Annotated in this window: 15 protein-coding genes, 1 tRNA gene, 1 other RNA gene and 1 pseudogene; 9 read left to right on the top strand and 9 right to left on the bottom strand. The window is 65.3% G+C overall.

Annotation, left to right across the window (positions count from 1 at the left end; all coding sequences use genetic code 11):
- From IEW22_RS16940 to IEW22_RS20610, 7 genes and pseudogenes are all read left to right on the top strand, one after another.
- Nucleotides 1-552 (top strand): MT-A70 family methyltransferase (locus IEW22_RS16940; RefSeq protein WP_188588088.1); only part of this gene is annotated, 552 nt, incomplete at its 5' end.
- 12 nt (nt 553-564) lie between these two features.
- A complete protein-coding gene (locus tag IEW22_RS16935) occupies nt 565-765 on the top strand; it encodes a hypothetical protein (protein ID WP_188588086.1) in 201 nt (66 codons plus the stop codon).
- Nucleotides 766-787: 22 nt separating this feature from the next.
- Nucleotides 788-985 carry a hypothetical protein gene (locus IEW22_RS16930; protein ID WP_188588084.1) on the top strand — a complete coding sequence of 66 codons (198 nt, stop codon included), beginning with the start codon at nt 788-790 and terminating at the stop codon, nt 983-985.
- A gap of 115 nt (nt 986-1,100) precedes the next feature.
- Nucleotides 1,101-3,065 carry a type IV secretory system conjugative DNA transfer family protein gene (locus IEW22_RS16925; RefSeq protein ID WP_188588083.1) on the top strand — a complete coding sequence of 655 codons (1,965 nt, stop codon included), beginning with the start codon at nt 1,101-1,103 and terminating at the stop codon, nt 3,063-3,065.
- Between the two features lie 194 nt (nt 3,066-3,259).
- The gene (locus tag IEW22_RS16920) at nt 3,260-4,072 is read left to right on the top strand and encodes a replication-relaxation family protein (protein ID WP_188588081.1); all 813 of its coding nucleotides are present in this window, start codon (nt 3,260-3,262) and stop codon (nt 4,070-4,072) included.
- A complete protein-coding gene (locus tag IEW22_RS16915; RefSeq protein ID WP_188588079.1) occupies nt 4,062-4,493 on the top strand; it encodes a hypothetical protein in 432 nt (143 codons plus the stop codon). Before IEW22_RS16920 ends, IEW22_RS16915 begins: the two co-directional genes overlap by 11 nt.
- Nucleotides 4,477-5,649, top strand: a pseudogene (locus IEW22_RS20610) (recombinase family protein); the annotation flags it as partial. The gene IEW22_RS16915 and the pseudogene IEW22_RS20610, both read left to right, overlap by 17 nt.
- A gap of 688 nt (nt 5,650-6,337) precedes the next feature.
- Here the strand turns inward: IEW22_RS20610 and IEW22_RS16900 are convergent.
- The 3 genes from IEW22_RS16900 to pgm all read right to left on the bottom strand — a co-directional run bounded on the left by IEW22_RS16900 (nt 6,338) and on the right by pgm (nt 8,972).
- Nucleotides 6,338-6,413: transfer RNA gene (locus IEW22_RS16900), tRNA-Ala, on the bottom strand.
- Nucleotides 6,414-6,548: 135 nt separating this feature from the next.
- Nucleotides 6,549-7,280 (bottom strand): DsbA family protein, encoded by a 732-nt coding sequence (locus IEW22_RS16895; RefSeq protein WP_229742844.1) that lies wholly within the window; start codon nt 7,278-7,280, stop codon nt 6,549-6,551.
- Between the two features lie 54 nt (nt 7,281-7,334).
- Entirely contained in the window at nt 7,335-8,972 is a 1,638-nt protein-coding gene (gene pgm, locus IEW22_RS16890; RefSeq protein ID WP_188588077.1) for a phosphoglucomutase (alpha-D-glucose-1,6-bisphosphate-dependent), read from the bottom strand.
- A gap of 347 nt (nt 8,973-9,319) precedes the next feature.
- Here pgm and IEW22_RS16885 point away from each other — a divergent pair, with 347 nt between their 5' ends.
- Entirely contained in the window at nt 9,320-10,690 is a 1,371-nt protein-coding gene (locus IEW22_RS16885) for an alpha/beta hydrolase (protein WP_229742843.1), read from the top strand.
- Here the strand turns inward: IEW22_RS16885 and IEW22_RS16880 are convergent, their stop codons facing one another.
- The 3 genes from IEW22_RS16880 to IEW22_RS16870 all read right to left on the bottom strand — a co-directional run bounded on the left by IEW22_RS16880 (nt 10,691) and on the right by IEW22_RS16870 (nt 13,165).
- Entirely contained in the window at nt 10,691-11,533 is an 843-nt protein-coding gene (locus IEW22_RS16880) for an aldo/keto reductase (RefSeq protein ID WP_188588075.1), read from the bottom strand.
- A 169-nt stretch (nt 11,534-11,702) separates the two neighbouring features.
- Nucleotides 11,703-12,072, bottom strand: a transfer-messenger RNA (tmRNA) gene (gene ssrA, locus IEW22_RS16875).
- A 112-nt stretch (nt 12,073-12,184) separates the two neighbouring features.
- Nucleotides 12,185-13,165 (bottom strand): alpha/beta hydrolase, encoded by a 981-nt coding sequence (locus IEW22_RS16870; RefSeq protein WP_229742842.1) that lies wholly within the window; start codon nt 13,163-13,165, stop codon nt 12,185-12,187.
- 237 nt (nt 13,166-13,402) lie between these two features.
- On the opposite strand from IEW22_RS16870, the gene IEW22_RS16865 reads away from it, so the two are divergent.
- On the top strand, nt 13,403-14,215 hold the full coding sequence (locus IEW22_RS16865; protein WP_188588073.1) for a sugar phosphate isomerase/epimerase family protein: 813 nt from the start codon (nt 13,403-13,405) through the stop codon (nt 14,213-14,215).
- 24 nt (nt 14,216-14,239) lie between these two features.
- Here IEW22_RS16865 and smpB read toward each other — a convergent pair whose 3' ends face one another.
- The 3 genes from smpB to ftsE all read right to left on the bottom strand — a co-directional run bounded on the left by smpB (nt 14,240) and on the right by ftsE (nt 16,484).
- A complete protein-coding gene (smpB, locus tag IEW22_RS16860; RefSeq protein WP_188588071.1) occupies nt 14,240-14,758 on the bottom strand; it encodes an SsrA-binding protein SmpB in 519 nt (172 codons plus the stop codon).
- A 129-nt stretch (nt 14,759-14,887) separates the two neighbouring features.
- Nucleotides 14,888-15,790: a permease-like cell division protein FtsX gene (ftsX, locus tag IEW22_RS16855; protein ID WP_188588066.1), complete on the bottom strand. Its 903-nt coding sequence runs from the start codon at nt 15,788-15,790 to the stop codon at nt 14,888-14,890.
- Between the two features lie 7 nt (nt 15,791-15,797).
- Nucleotides 15,798-16,484, bottom strand: coding sequence for a cell division ATP-binding protein FtsE (gene ftsE / locus IEW22_RS16850; RefSeq protein ID WP_188588064.1), 687 nt, complete (start codon nt 16,482-16,484; stop codon nt 15,798-15,800).
- Nucleotides 16,485-16,518: the final 34 nt, after the last annotated feature.

Here is a 16,518-nt window from a genome sequence, read left to right as displayed (position 1 = left end):
CCGGCGACGTTGGTCACGCTCGAGTTTCTTGTCCACCACAGTCATCAGTGTCTCGGCTTTCAGTCAGGAGCACCGCTACCTCACACAAACCATCTGACACGCTCCTTCCTGTGGGTCACCACCGCGACCGTCCCCCTTGGCATCAAGGTCCTCGAAGCCTGGGGATGCCGATACACGAGCTTCTATTTCTGGGCCAAGCCCCGTCTCATGCTCGGTAACACGTTCCGCAACTCCGGGGAACTCCTGCTCCTCGGCGTACGCGGGAAGGGCACGAAAGTCGCGTTCAAAGGTCAGCCGAACTGGGGCATGCACGCCCTGCAGGCCCACAGCCGGAAGCCCGAGGAAATCCACCTCATCGTTGAACGGCTCGTCGGCGGGGACGGGCCATTCCTCGAACTGTTCGCTCGTCGTCCCGCACCGTCGAGCAAGCACTGGGACATCTGGGGCAACGAGTGCGACGCGACAATCTCGCTCGCGAAATGGGGATACCCCGTGCCTGCCGACCACCAACCCAACCACGCCCCGGCAGCGGCGGCGGAGACTCGGACGTGAGGGGTGTGAAACATGCCGGACGATACCGGGCCGCGCTCGCTCGCGGAGAAGTTCTGGAGGACCTGCCTGTTGCTGTTCGGCGGCGTGATCCTGCTCGTCCTCACGATCGAGCTGATCAAGAGCATCTGGTGGATCCTCGCCCTGATCGCTCTCACGGTCGTCATCGTCGGTGGGCTGCTGTGGTGGTGGCGACGCCGAAACACCTGGCTCTGAGCTCTCGGACAGGAGGTCAACGATGAACCGCAAGAAGAACCGGGCCGGTGGGCGCCACCGTCTCACCCCGATCTGGAAGGACAAGGTCGACCGGGAAGGCCTGGCCAGGGTTCTGCTGCTGCTCGCGATGCATCTTGACGAAACCCGTCGGGCGGCTCATACACGGAAGCAGAATTCGGCACCAACGGCCGAGCAGAAAGGGGGCGGGCATGACGAGTAACACTAAACACGAGGAGTGGGAGTGGCAAGAACTCACGTGGCCCGACACGCTCACCCCCGACGCGGTCCACGCGACACTGGAACACCTGGCCGCCTCGTCCACGCTCGGCCCGATCGTGCTCGAGGCCCGGGCAACGAAGACGGGGCTGCGGTGGCTGATCGCGGTCAAGCCGACCCGCATCGACACGGTACTTGACGCGCTCCGCGCACACCTCACGGTCCGTGCGCATACTCCCCGCCGGCACCGAGGCGAGGTGCTGTACGCGGCCGACCTGCGCGTCACCGGCACCGACCTCAGCCTCGAAGCGCCCAAGATCACCGCAAGTATTCGTGGCCTCTACGGGGCACTGTCGCGCCTCCACGGCGAGGAAGAAGTCGTCCTACAGCTCCTGCTCGGTCACCGCCACACGCCGCCCGTACGCGCCAAAGAATCGCTTGGTACGTGGCTCCGTGTGCTTGCTGTCCCGCCACGAACTGGCACGACGTCGAAACGGCGTGACGGTCAGCACGGCTTCTCTCTCAGCCTGCGCGTCGGCGTCACCGGAGCAGCCGCTCCGCGGGCGAGGCAGCTTGTCGGTGACGTGATCGGCGCGTTTCGCGTCCTCGAATCCGCCACCAGCCGCATCAGCGCCGTGACCGGTTCAGTGACGCACCTCAACCGGGCCGCATGCCCGTGGCGATGGCCGCTCACGTTGACCAGCGGGGAAGTCATCGGCTTGACCGGCTGGCCGATCGGCGAACCGCCACTGCCACTACTCGGGACACTCCACCCACGCCAGCTCCCACCGCCCGAAGCGCTTGTGCGAACAGACCGGATCATCGGCACTGCCAGCGCACCGGGACATAGTGAGTCGGTTGGCATCCCGATCCGGGACGCCGCGTTCCACACTCATCTGCTCGGGCCGACCGGCTCGGCAAAGTCGACTGTGATGCTGGGCCTCATCGCCGCCGACATCACAGCGGGGCGCGGTGTGCTGGTCCTTGATCCGAAGGGAGACCTTGCTGATCGCGTCCTCGCACACGTTCCGAAGAACCGAGAACACGACGTCGTTGTCATCGACCCAACGAACGCCACCCCGGTCGGGTTCAACCCGCTCTCCGGTCACCGACGCCAGGCCTCGGTTACGGCCGACACGTTGCTGGTGACCTTCGAAGCGGTCTTCGCGAAGCACTGGGGTATCCGCTCCGCGGACATTTTCACGGCGGTGTTCAACACGCTCGCACGCATCTACGGCGCGAACCTGCTCTGGGTAGCCCCGCTGCTCACGAACCCCGCGTTCCGCCGCAAGGTACTGAAGCATATCGACGATCCGGTCGGGCTCGGAGGGTTCTGGGAGCAGTACGAGGCGAAGTCACCTGCGCAGCAGGCCGAAGAGATCGGGCCGGTGCTGAACAAGCTCCGCCAACTGATCCTGCGACCTGGGTTGCGGGCGATGCTCGGGCAGAGCGATCCCCGCTTCGACCTCACCGACCTGTTCAGCAAGCGACGCATCGTCATCGTGAATCTCAACAAGGGCCTGCTCGGCGCTGACGCCGCAAGACTGCTCGGCACGCTCCTCATTGGGCAACTGTGGACCAAGATCCTCGCCAGGCAACGCGACGGTCTCCAACACCGGCACATCGTCAGCATCTACATCGACGAGATCCACGACTTCCTCGCAGGCATCCCCGGTGACCTCTCCGACGCCCTCGCCCAGGCACGCTCCCTCGGCGCGGCGTTCACCGTCGCGAACCAGTACCTGAAGCAGTTCACCCCGGCCATGCAAGCCTCGGTCGAGACCAACACGCGCAGCAAGATCTACTTCGGCCTCGGCGGCACCGATGCGGCCACCATCGCCAAGCACGCCACCGATCTCGATGCCCAGGATCTTCTGCTGCTGCCGAAATACCACGCGTACGCGAAGTCATGCAGTACGGCCAAGCCACCGGCTGGACCAGCATCGCTACCGCTCCGCCACCGGCTGGTGTCAGCGACCCAGCAGCCATCTACGCCGCCGCACACGAACGCTACGGCGTCGCCGCCACCATCACCGAGCAAGAGATCCGCGACCTCATCGCCCGACCACACCGGACTTCACTGACGCCGACGACGGCCCAGTGGGAAGGAGCCGACGATGAATGGCCGTCTTCGATCGAGACGCATCGGGAGACGTATCACCGCGCCCAGCAGACACGGGCTTGCCGGACGTCGCGGGGCAGAACCACGGCGGCAGGACGTGACTGACCCGGTCATACCAGGTCACCCGGCCGTCCCAATCGGCGGAGGACTCCAGTCATGACCGCTTCACTTGACCATCCGATCTATCAGGAGCTTCTCGCGCATCTGCTCGAGCTGCGGTTCGCGACGACGGAGCAGCTCGCCAGACTCACGAGGGAACACTATGGCAGCTTCCGGTCTGCACGACGGCAGACGATGCGGCACCTGTCCAAGCTTGAACACCACGGCCACGTGCTGCGCTTGGAGCGTCGTGTCGGTGGATGGCAGCGCGGCTCTACGCCATCTATCTGGGCGCTCACCACCACCGGCTACCGGCAGGTCACCGGGCAGGTCCGCACGAGACAGCGACCGAACCTCATCTCCACGACGTTCCTGGAACACCTCCTGGCGATCGCCGAGACCCGAGTCATCGCATACGAGACCATCCAGCGGTTCCCGAGCGCAGAGCTACATATCGAGACCGAGCCCGCCTGCTGGAGGAACTACCTCGGGCCGCACGGTGAACGCCTCACACTGCGACCCGATCTCCTGATGAGCGTGACCACTCCCGAATATCTGGATCGCTACTTCATCGAGGTCGACCGCGCCACGGAGAACCCCGCCCGGGTGATCGCGAAATGCTGGCAATACGTCCGCTACCGCCGCAGCGGAGCAGAGCAGCGACCTACCGGCGCGTTCCCCGCAGTGCTGTGGATCGTCCCGACGACGAAACGCCAGGCGCAACTGCGTGCACACCTCGAGGCCGCCGAGCTCCCACAGGACATGTTCACCGTACTCATCCTCGATGAACTGCCCGAGATCATCCGAGACGGCCCGCCGCTCACGAAACAGAACAACACCAGGAAGGAGGACACTACCCATGGAAACTGAAAACAATTTTTACCCAGGCGCTGACGCCGAAAACAGAACAACCTCACCAACGACCCCCGAGCGGCGCGCGCCGCCCGTACCGACCACTCGGCAGGAAGCCCGCGAGCTGGAACGGCTCCGCTATGAACACGGCACAGCGTTCGAGGTCTACCTCGACCACCTCTGGAACGGCATCGAGACCATCACCGACATGGAGGCGGACTTCAGCAACCTGCACTGGGCGTCGTATGAACGCATCGAGCAGTTCGTCGACGACTTCATCGAAAGCCTCGGCTGGGCTGACGCCCGCGACCACGCCCTCCGCGAATGGGCGATCCCGAATAACATCCTCATCTTCGACCGCGCGGCGATGCTCGAGCAGTTGCGCGGCGACTTCGAGTTCCACGAGCGAGGAGGCGAAGTGCATGTCTTCATCAAATAGCCCTGACCCCGGAACGCATCAGCGTCCTGTGGAAAACCCTGACCAGGTGGCTGATTTCGCACTGGACTCAAACGGGCAAGAGAGCGTCAATGGAGACATGACCACAACTCCATACACCGCCAGCCCGCTCCCAGCCGCCGACCCGTTCGCGGCGCTCACCCAGAGCTTCACCCCGAAGCGAGCCGTGTCCTACTTGCGCGTTTCGACCCGTGAGCAAGCCGAACGCGGCGGCAGGGAAGAAGGCTTCTCGATCCCCGCTCAACGCGACGCGAACAAGAAGAAGGCTCAAGCCGTCGGCGCGATGGTCGTCAAAGAGTTCGTCGAACGGGGTGTCTCCGGCACCTCCACCAACCGGCCCGCACTGCAAGAGATGCTGCGCTACTTGGAAGCCGAGCAAGGCAACATCGACTATGTCATCGTGCACAAGCTCGACCGTCTCGCACGCAACCGCGCCGACGACGTCACTCTCAATCAGCGCTTCAACGAACTCGGCATCCGGCTCGTCTCCACCAGCGAGAACATCGACCAGACCCCCGGCGGGATCCTCCTGCACGGCATCATGAGCTCGATCGCCGAGTTCTACTCCCGTAACCTCGCCAACGAAGTCATCAAGGGCATGAGCGAGAAGGTCAAAAACGGCGGCTCCGTCAGCCGTGCACCGATCGGCTACCTCAACACCCGCACCATCGAGAACGGCCGCGAGAACCGTACCGTCACCGTCGACGACACCCGCGCACCACTGGTCACCTGGGCGTTCAACGCCTACGCCACCGGTGAGCACTCCGTGCGCACCCTCACCAAGGAACTCGTCCGGCGAGGCCTGACAACGGTCCCCACCGCGCGGCTGGTGGAAAAGCCGGTCGAGATCCGTCACGTCCACTCGATGCTCACCAACATCTACTACACCGGCATCATCACGTTCAAAGGCGTCGAGTACCCAGGCAGCCACACCCCGCTCATCGACCGCGAAACCTTCGAGAAAGTCCAGACGATCCTGAAGGAGAAGATCAACGGGGAACGGTCGATCAAGCACGACCACTACCTCAAATCCACGATGTACTGCGGGCACTGCGGCTTCCGCATGGTCGTCCAGGTGGTGAAGAACAGGCACGGTGAGACCTACCCGTACTACTCCTGCCTCGGCAGACACTCCAAGCGCACCGACTGCACCCTCCGCTCCATCCAGATCGAGCACGCCGAAGACCTCATCCAGGACCTCTACGACCGCATCAGCCTCACACCCGACTTCCGCCGCGACCTCGAAGCACTCCTCCGGCACGGACTGAAGCAGCTTCGCGCCGACACGGACGCCGAAAGGGAGCAGCTCGAGAACACGAAGCAGACCATCGAACGTCGCCAACGCAAACTCCTCGAAGCCCACTACAACGACGCGATCCCGATCGAGATGCTCCGCGCCGAACAGAAGCGACTCGACACGGAACTGGCCGCCACCAACCGCAGCCTCAGCAACCTCACCGCCGACCTCGCCGAAGCCGACGAGCTCATCAGCATCGCCCTCGACATTGCCCAGCACGCCGGAAACACCTACCGGCAAGCCCCCGAGCACATCCGCCGCATGTTCAACCAGCTTCTCTTCGACAAGCTCCTCGTCACTACCGACGACAACGGCCAACACCACGTCGACGCGACCTCCCGGGCGCCATTCGACGTCATCTACAGCCCAAACACCCGAGCACTCGTCCACGAGGCACGACACGCACAACCCAACGCCATCCCCGACATCACGGGGCAAACAAAAGAGCCCGCCGAAACCGGCGGGCTCTCCCTGGACGTGCTGTCCGATAATCTCATTGCTCTTGTCGAGGGTTCGAGTAAGAGCATCATGGTGGAGCTAAGGGGACTCGAACCCCTGACCCCCACACTGCCAGTGTGGTGCGCTACCAGCTGCGCCATAGCCCCGAACGATGTCCGGCGAGGCGTTGACCTCGTCTTTCATCTGATGCCTCGGTTCTCCCAAGGCCCGACTGAAGTTACACCATCGCCGCGCGCCGGTCCAAATCCGCTCGTCAGCCCGCCGGCACCCTGACGGACACGTCACCCGGTGGTGCTCGACGAGGCGATCAGCTTGTCCAACCAGCCGGTGCCGTCGGTCAGGCCGGCGATGTCACGCCCGGCGACGAGCACGCTCGGTGTGCCGGCCCGGCCACCCTGGGCCTTCGCCAGCTGTTCGGTGGACTGTTTGGCGAACTCTTTGGCCTGGCCGATCTTGGACTGTGAGCGGATGCACTCCTTCGTCGGCTCGCCGGCCCCCACCTCACCGGCGATGTCGGCGAGTTGGTCGTTGGAGAAGTCCTTGCCGTTCTCCGCCGGCTGACGTTCGTAAAGCACCGAGTGGTAGCGGCGCCACGTCTCCTGCGGCTCGAGCTCGGCGACGCACAGCGCCGCCCCGGCCGCGCGCGAGGAGTAGTCACCCGAGCCCGAGTGCGAGTCCAGGAACGTGAGGATGTGGTAGCGCACGCGGATCTTTCCGGCATCGACCGCATCCGAGATCGCCTGGCCCGATTTCGCCTCGAACTGCTTGCACACCGGACACTGGAAGTCCTCGAAGACGTCGATGGTCAACGGCGCGTCCTGACGCCCGACCACCAGCGAGGCGTTCTGCGCGAGCACCTGCTCGGACACCCCGCCGCGATGACGATGGGCATTCCAGACGAGGCCCCCGACCACCAGCGCCACCAACACCACCGCTGCCACCCCGCCGAGGATGTAGGTGGAGGTGCTCGACGTCTTCGTCGGCTGATGGCTGCGCTGGCGCGAGTCGTTCACGAGACCTCACACTAGCGGGCGCTCGGGCCAGCACCACCGCGCCGCCAGACCGTCTCAGGCGCCGAGCGCCTTGTCGACCATCTCCGCGGCCTCGCCCTGGACCTGCTCGAGATGGTCGGGACCCTTGAACGATTCGGCGTAGATCTTGTAGACGTCCTCGGTACCCGACGGCCGCGCGGCGAACCACGCATTCTCGGTGGTCACCTTCACCCCGCCGATCGGTGCGCCGTTGCCGGGCGCCTCGGTCAGGATCGACACGATCGGCTCACCTGCCAGCGTGTCGGCGGTCACCTGGGCGGGCGAGAGCTTCGCCAGCACCGCCTTCTGCTCGCGGGTGGCCGGTGCGTCGATACGGGCATATGACGGTGAGCCGTAGCGTTCGGTCAGCTCGTCGTAGTGCTGCGACGGCGACTTGCCGGTCACCGCGAGGATCTCTGAGGCCAGCAGCGCCATGATGATGCCGTCCTTGTCGGTCGACCACGCCTGACCGTCGAACTGCAGGAACGACGCCCCCGCACTCTCCTCGCCGCCGAAGGCGATCGAACCGTCGAGCAGCCCGGAAACGAACCACTTGAAGCCCACCGGCACCTCGACCAGTGAGCGGCCCATACCCGCGACCACCCGGTCGATCATCGACGACGACACCAGCGTCTTCCCGACGCCGGCATCGGCACGCCAGCCCGAGCGATGGCTGTAGAGGTAGCTGATCGCGACGGCCAGATAGTGGTTGGGATTCATCAGTCCGGCGTCGGGGGTGACGATGCCGTGCCGGTCGGCGTCGGTGTCGTTGCCGGTCGCGATGTCGTAGGAGTCGCGCGCTCCGATGAGCGAGGCCATCGCATACTTCGACGAGCAGTCCATCCGGATCTTGCCGTCGGCGTCGAGGGTCATGAACGAGAACGTCGGGTCGACGGTCGGATTCACCACGGTGAGCTCCGAGAGGTTGTAGCGCAGCCCGATCGTCGCCCAGTAGCCCACCGACGCACCGCCGAGTGGATCGGCACCGATCTTGATGCCGGAGTCGCGGATCACTGCCATGTCGACCACGTTCTCGAGGTGGTCGACATAGAGGTCCAGGAAGTCGAATGCCTCGAAATACTCCGAGGTACTAGCCTTCTCGAACGGCACGCGGGCGATCTTCTCCGCACCGGACTCCAGCAGCTCGTTGGCGCGTGCGGCGATGGTCCCGGTGACATCGGTGTCGGCGGGCCCGCCGTTGGGTGGGTTGTACTTGAACCCGCCGTCGCGCGGCGGGTTGTGCGACGGGGTGACCACGATGCCGTCGGCGGTCGGCTGCGACGTGCGGTTGTGGACGAGGATCGCGTGGCTCAGCGCCGGCGTCGGGGTGTACCGCGACGGCTCCGCCCGCACGGTCACCTCGTTGGCCACGAGCACCTCGATGGCCGTCTGCCAGGCCGGACGAGAGAGCGCATGCGTGTCGAGACCGAGATAGACCGGCCCGGAAATTCCCGCGCTCGAACGGTATTCGACGATGGCCTGGGTGATGGCGATGATGTGGTTCTCGTTGAACGCACCGTCGAGGCTCGCACCGCGGTGTCCGGATGTGCCGAAGACCACCCGCTGCCCAGGGTCGGAAGGGTCTGGCTTGATGTCGTAATAGGCGCCGACGACCTTGTCGACGTCGATCAGATCCTCCGGCAGAGCGACTGTGCCCGCGCGTTCGTGAACCATGCCTGGCGATCCTTCCGGTGCGCACCCGGTGCGCTCGATGTGTGCGGCGCGGCGACACCTCGGGTGCACGCGGGCCGCTCTGTCGTCATGCGATGTGAATGTGCCCTCGATTCTGCCACCTGTGCCCGCGGCCCGGCTGGGTTCACTTCGGTCTCATCCGCCCCTCGCACCTCGGGCAGGAAAGTGTTCATCGGCCGTACCATCGGTGGCCGCTTCTCGACGATCACCGAGGTCGCGCGACCTGCGCGCCCACCTGCAACGGGACAAGACCGGCATTCTCCGGCATCTCAGCGACGCGCGGTGGCAATTCATAGGAAATTAACAGGTCCAGACCCCATCATCTTTCTGTGAGATCTGCTGCCACTGCTGCTGGGGACGTCGCCGCACAGGCGTATCGCGTCCATTCCGCACAGCCGCTGGTCGACGTGAGTCTGCTGAAGGGCTGGTTCACCCCGACGATGGAGATCCTCGCGCTCGTGCTGTTCGCGGTGGCACTCGTACGCAGCGGCCGCCGATGGCAAGTGTTCGCGATCCCCTCGGTGCTCGGCGTCGGGCTGATCACGATTCTGATCTGTTACTGCGCGATGGGCGCCCAGGGCTGGTCGCCCGGCGACGCGCCGCTGATCGTGTGGCTGTCGATCGGCGGACTCGGTGCCGTGCTCGCGATGGCCGCCGTCGGGTGGCGCGCCGGCCGATGGTGGAACCGCACCGCCACCGTGGTGAGCATCCCGCTGCTGGCTCTGTGTATCGGTCTCTCGGTCAACCAGTGGACCGGTTACTTCCCCACCGCCTCACGCGCCTGGGACGGCATCGCCTCGGAACCGCTGCCAGAGCAGACCTCCGTACAGCGACTGGCCGCATTCCGCGACGACCAGCGCGCCACCGCGGGCGGTCGGATCGTGCCGATTTCGGTGCCCTCACACCTCAGCGGCTTCCACCACCGACAGGAGTACGTGTACCTGCCACAGCGCTGGTTCACCGGCCCCACCCCGCCACATCTGCCGGCGCTGATGATGATCGGCGGTGTGGTCAACACCCCCGAGGACTGGGTGCGAAGCGGCAGCGCGATGGCAACTGTGCAGAACTATGCCGCCACCCACAACGGTGTGGCGCCGATCCTGGTGTTCGCCGACCCCAGCGGCTCGATGACCAACGACACCGAATGCGTGAACGGACCCCACGGCAACGTCGACACCCACCTCGCCGACGAGCTGCGGCCCTACGTGGTGTCGCAATTCGGCGCATCGGCGAATCCGCTGCAATGGGGCGTGGTCGGCTGGTCGATGGGCGGCACCTGCGCGGTCGACCTGGTGACCCGCCACCCCGACCTGTTCTCGACCTTCGAGGACATCTCCGGTGACATCGGCCCCAACCTCGGCAACAAGGCGCAGACCATCGCCGCGCTCTACGGTCACGACGCTTCGGCCTGGGATCGTTTCAACCCGGAGACCGTGATGACCACCCACGGCGAGTATCACCACGTCGCCGGATGGTTCCAGTCCAACGGCCACTGGTCGCCGCGGCACCGCGCATTCGAATGCGCCCAGCTCAAAGCCGCCCGGTCACTCGCCGCCACGGCCTCTGACGAAGGGATCGAGACCGTGGTGCGCGCCGGCCCCGGAGCACATAGCTGGAGCTACGCGTCCGAGGCCTTCGACGACGCGCTCGGCTGGCTGATGCAGCACATCTGGCCGGAAACCCCGACCCTGCCGGTCTGATCAGGCGCGATCGAAGGTGTCGGGATCGGGCCCGGAGCGTCCGTCGGCACCGCGGTCGAGTCCGTCGATCGTCGTCATGTCGTCATCGGAGAGTTCGAAATCGAAGATGTCGAAGTTCTCGGCCATCCGCGCGGGCGTCACCGACTTCGGGAACACGATGTGTCCGCGCTGGATGTGCCAGCGCAGCGTCACCTGTGCCGGCGACTTGCTGTTCTTCTCGGCCACCCCGACGATGGACGGATCGTCGAGGACCTTGCCCTGGGCGATCGGCGCCCATGCCTCGATCGCGATGTCGTTGGCGGCGCAGTAGTCGGTGACCTCGCTGTTGTGGAAGTACGGATGCACCTCCACCTGGTTGACCGCGGGCAGGAGATCGGTCTCGCGGGCCAGGCGTTCGAGATGGGACACCTGGAAGTTGGACACGCCGACCGACTTCGCACGTCCCTGCGCGGCGAACTCGACCAGGGTGTTCCAGGTGGACACGTAGTCGCCGTCGTAGAGCGTCGGCAGCGGCCAGTGGATGAGGAACAGATCGACGTACTCGGTGCCCAGCGCTGCGAGCGTGTCGTCGAAGGCGCGGCGGGCGTCGTCGGGAAGATGGAATCCGTTGTTGAGCTTGGAGGTGATGAACACCTCCGACCGCGGGATGCCGCTGCGCGCGACGCCCTCACCCACACCCTTCTCGTTGCCGTACATCTCGGCGGTGTCGATGTGGCGGTATCCGATCTCCAGCGCCGTACCGACGGCGGTGGCGGTGTCCTCGACCGAGATCTGGAAAGTTCCGTACCCCAGCTGCGGAATGGTGTTACCGGTGTTGAGGGTGATGTTGGGGACTGTGCTCACGACTGTTCGTCCTTTCACGATTGTCCAGTCACGATTGCTCGTGTTGCGCACGCCAGCGGGCTTCGGCGCAGTTACCTCCAACGTACGTGCAGCCACCGTCACCCTTCCGACGATGTCGACGTCACAGCATGAAAAAAGCCCCTCACCTGTATGAACAGGTGAGGGGCTTCGGTGGAGCTGCCGGGAATCGAACCCGGGTCCTCCGCCGCTTCAGCAGGGCTTCTCCGTGTGCAGTCCGCTATGCCTCTACTCGGATCTCTCGGTCATGCGGACGAGCCGAGATGACGATCCCAGTCGCTGTTGGTTGTCCCGTCCGGCCCCGCGACCGGGTCGGACGGTGAGTCCCCTAGCTGATGCCGGGAACCGGAGCGGGGACATCTCCGGGCCGACAGACTAGCTACTCGCTCAGGCGGCGAGTGCGTAGTCGCGCTGATTCTTATCGGCGCTTAATTGGTTTGCTGCGACGCTCACGGTGGTCTCCAGCCTGCACCGACACGCTTCCCCTACCTCGACGCACGTAGTCGAAACCGATCAGCCCCGAGTAGGTGCTCACCACTGACGCGGCGAGCAACTCAGTGTAACAAGCCCGGACGGTCAGATCATTCCCATTTCCGCGCACACGTCACGCCCCACAAGTCACGCGCCTATGGGTCACGCACCCAGGGCTGGGCCGAGGACCCGCCAGCTGCCACGCAGCTGGGCCTCGAACAGCGACCAGGTGTGTGCACCGCGGTCGAACACCCGATAGGTGTGCCCGATCCCCGCGCCGCGCAGGGAGGCGGCCATCTGGTCGGTGCACCAGCGGGTGATCATCTCGACCTCGGCCGGCCCGGCGAGCAACTGCGGGGTGAGCGAGGGCGGCCCGTCGACGGCTCCGGGTATGCCGGTCGAGGCGCCGAGGTAGATGGCCTTACCTCGCAACCTCGACGGGTGCAGTGACGGGTCGTGATCGGTCCACGCGGGGTCGCCGGGCGGCCCGAACATGTTGAACGCGTTGCCGCCGCCGAATGCGGTCACCCCGGCGACCCCGACGACACCGGCCAGCGATGAGATGGCCGGACAGCCGCTGTAGGACGCTGCCGCCCGGTACAGCCACGGCGCATGTCCGGCGATGTCGAGCGCCGAACCTCCGTTGAGCGACAGCCCCGCCACCGCGGTACGCCCGTTGGCCTGCAGCGGGCCGCCGATCGCCGCAGGCAGTTCGCGCGTCAGGTAGGTCTGCCACTTGTTCACACCCAGATGCGGATCGGGGTACTTCCAGTCGGTGTACCAGGAGAACGGACCGTCGAGCGGCGAGACGACCGTCACGCGCTTGTCGGCGAAGAACTGCCGGTGGTTCGTCATCGCCAGCCAGCTGTCGCCCTCGACGCCGCCGGCACGACCATTGATCAGCTGCAGCACCGGCGCGCTACCGCTCCCGGCCGGCCGCAATACCTGATTGGGAACGACGCGGTTCATCGACGGCGAGTACACGTACACCATCGACAGCTGCGCATCGATCCGGTCGATCCGCGTGACCCTGGCGCCCGCCGGTTCACCCGTCGCCGGCGCACCCGCCACGACTCCCGAGGCGAACACGCCCACCACCGACACCGCCGCGACCACAGCTCTGGACACCCATGTCTTTCGCACGGGTAGTCATTCAATGGTAAAGACACCGATGCTGGGCGGTACCCGCGAGATTCCTGCACGATTCGACATCCGATCGACTCCGGCCCGTGATCGTTCGGCGGTGATCGTCGGCGCCACTCGCGGGACGAGCTGCGGCACCGACTCCGCGGACAATCAGAGGACGCCTGGGACAATAGATGACAGATCCCGACCGCAGTCGAGTTGATCGCGCGACACGTACCACCGGAGGCGACCAGAGTGAACGAGCCGAGGATCGGCCTTGCGGCACTGACCGTGTTGGACGCGCCACCCCTGGAACAACTCGACCTCGCCGAACGTCACGGGTTCGACATGATCGGCATCCGGATGTCGCCGACTGCCCCGGGTGCCATCGCCTATCCCCTGCATCGTGACCGCGCCGCGCTGAAGGAATTCCGACACCGGCTCGCCGACTCCGAGGTGGTGGTCTTCGACGTGGAGGTCATCAAGCTCGACGAGGATTTCGACCTCGCCGACTACGCGCCTCTGCTGGAGACCGCAGCCGAACTCGGAGCTCGCGCGGCCCTGGTCAACGGCTACGACCACGACCGCTCGCGGATGGCCGACTCCTATGCCGCCGTGGCCACCGCATGCGCCTCATATGGGCTGGTCGCGAGCCTGGAGTTCATGCCGTGGAGCACAGTCCCCGACGCCTCCTCGGCGATGGCGATCGTCACCGACGCCGACGGCCCCGCACGCAGCATCCTCGTCGATCCCATCCACGTCGACCGGTCGCAGACGACCCTGGCCGACCTCACCTCGATCCCGCGCGACTGGATGACCTACGCACAGATCTGCGATGGCGCCCGGCCGAAACCGACCGACATGGACGAGATCACCCGCCAGGCACACGAGGCACGGCTACCCACGGGCGAAGGCGGAATCGATCTCGACGGCATCCTCTCGACGCTGCCCGAGGCCATTCCGGTGAGTGTCGAGCTGCCCAACGATGAGCGCAGGAAGGCGATGGGGACCGGCCCCTGGCTCGACCACCTGCTCGCCACGACGAAAGAGACCTTGGCACGTCGCTGAACGCACCCGTTTGGTGACCGAACGTCAGTGCATGCCCTTGACGCGGCGGCCGAGAGTGCGGGCCACCTCACGTTCGGCGTCTCGCCGGGCGAGATCCTGCCGCTTGTCATGCTCCTGCTTGCCGCGGGCCAGCGCGAGTTCCACCTTGACCCGGCCGTCGCTGAAGTACATCGACAACGGAACCAGCGTGGTGTTGCCGTCACGCAGCTTGCCCATCAGCGAATCGATCTGCTTGCGATGCAGCAGCAGTTTGCGCTTGCGGCGCGGCGTGTGGTTGGTCCACGATCCCTGACCGTATTCGGGAATGTGCAGACCCTGCAGCCAGACCTCGCCGTCGTCGATCGTCGCGAATGCGTCGACCAGCGACGCCTTGGCCTCGCGCAACGCCTTCACCTCGGTTCCGACCAGGACCACACCGGTCTCGTAGGTGTCGAGAATCGCGTAGTCGTGTCGCGCCCGACGGTTGGAGGCGATGACCCTGCGGCCGTCCTTACCGTTCTTGGACGAGCCGTTCTTGGCTGCACTGTTCTTGTTCGCGGCCATCGTGTGTTCACCCCCATTCGTCGATCGTCTGCACGGATCCGATGATCGTCCCGGTGCGCGACGTGCGTGTCGCAGACAGTCCAGCCTAGTGGATCTCCCACCGCCGGTGCATCCGCATTTGTGCCCGCGTCATTCCCGCACGTAGATACGCAGCGTCACATACCCGGTGAGCCCGGCCAGCACCACACCCACGATCACCAGCCACGGTGCGATGTAGGCGACGTCGGCGTTGGTGATCCGGGCGAGGATGTTGACCCCGTAGAGGTCGTGCAGCGCCTTGTCGAAGAAGAACACCTTGGCACTGAACAGACCCGCGATCGCCAGCAGCGAGCCGATCAGCGCCGACACCACGGCCTCGAGCAGGAACGGCAGCTGCGTGTACCAGCGCGTCGCGCCGACCAGCCGCATGATGCCCACTTCGGTTCGCCGCGTGTAGGCCGCCACCTGCACGGTGTTGGCGATCAGCAGGATGGCGGCGACGGCGAGGATGGCGGCGATGGTGAACGCGGCATTGCGCGTGCCGTCGAGCACGCTGAAGATGCGTTTGACCAGCTCTCGCTGGTCGAGCACACCGTCGATCCCCGGCATCGTCTTGTATTTGTCGAGAACGTCGCCGAACCGGCTGGGATCGGACATGCGCACCTTGAACGACGCCGGCAGCGTGCCCTCGCGGATGTTGTTGGCAATGTCGGGGTTGTCCTTGAACGTCTGCTTGGCGCTCTCATAGGCGTCGTGCCGGTCGATGAATCGGACCGACTCCACACCTTGCTCGTCACGCAGCTGCGTCAGCAGCGTCGAGCAGGGCGCGTTGTGACATTCGGGGTCGGCGTTGGAGACGTCGTCGGAGATGAACAGCTGCATCTCCACCCGGTCCAGGAAGATCTTCTGGCTCTTGTCGGCCATCTGGATGACGAGCAGGCCCCCTCCGAACATCGCCAGCGTGATGGCGGTGGTGAGGATCATGGCCACGGTCATGGTGACGTTGCGGCGAAGGCCGTTACCGACCTCGCCGGCGATGAAACTAGCGCGCATCTCGAGTTCAGCCCACCCCGTAGACGCCGTGGTCCTCGTCGCGGACGAGCCGGCCGAGGTTGAATTCCAGTACCCGCCGGCGCATCGAATCGACGATGTGGCGGTCGTGGGTGGCCATCACCACCGTGGTACCGCGGCGGTTGACGCGATCGAGCACGTCGACGATCTCCTCACTCGTGTCGGGGTCGAGGTTGCCGGTGGGCTCATCGGCGAGCAGCACCAGCGGCCGGTTGGCGATCGCGCGGGCGATGGCCACGCGCTGCATCTCCCCACCCGACAACTCGGTGGGCATGCGGTCGGCTTTGCCCGCGAGTCCCACATAGTCGAGGACGTCGGGGACGACCTTGCGGATGGTCGAACTCGGTTTACCGATCACCTCGAGCGCGAACGCCACGTTGTCGGCGACCGACTTCTGCTGCAGCAGCCGGAAGTCCTGGAACACGCACCCGATGGATTGCCGCAGTTTGGGCACCTTGCGACCGGGCAGCTTGTCGACGCGGAAATCCCCCACGCGGACCTCACCGGAGGTGGGCTTGTCCTCTTTGAGCAGGAGCCGGAAGAAGGTGGACTTCCCCGAACCCGACGGCCCGATGAGGAAGGCGAACTCGCCCTTGTCGATCTCGAGCGAGAGGTCCCGCAGAGCAGGCCTGGTGGAGGCCTTGTACTGCATGGTGACGTTGTCGAGGCTGATCACGACGAGCCAGTGTAACCGTGCAGAACCGACGAAC

Source organism: Gordonia jinhuaensis, assembly GCF_014639795.1.
GTDB classification, from domain to species: Bacteria; Actinomycetota; Actinomycetes; order Mycobacteriales; family Mycobacteriaceae; genus Gordonia_B; species Gordonia_B jinhuaensis.
Note: the sequence above shows the minus strand (reverse complement) of the source record. Positions and strands in the feature narration are given on the sequence as shown.

Coding starts and splice junctions, on each gene's coding strand:
- IEW22_RS16935 (WP_188588086.1), top strand. CDS start 565: ATGCCGGACGATACCGGGCCGCGCTCGCTCGCGGAGAAGTTCTGGAGG.
- IEW22_RS16920 (WP_188588081.1), top strand. CDS start 3,260: ATGACCGCTTCACTTGACCATCCGATCTATCAGGAGCTTCTCGCGCAT.
- IEW22_RS16915 (WP_188588079.1), top strand. CDS start 4,062: ATGGAAACTGAAAACAATTTTTACCCAGGCGCTGACGCCGAAAACAGA.
- IEW22_RS16930 (WP_188588084.1), top strand. CDS start 788: ATGAACCGCAAGAAGAACCGGGCCGGTGGGCGCCACCGTCTCACCCCG.
- ftsX (WP_188588066.1), bottom strand. CDS start 15,790: ATGCGCGCTAGTTTCATCGCCGGCGAGGTCGGTAACGGCCTTCGCCGC.
- pgm (WP_188588077.1), bottom strand. CDS start 8,972: ATGGTTCACGAACGCGCGGGCACAGTCGCTCTGCCGGAGGATCTGATC.
- smpB (WP_188588071.1), bottom strand. CDS start 14,758: ATGGCCGCGAACAAGAACAGTGCAGCCAAGAACGGCTCGTCCAAGAAC.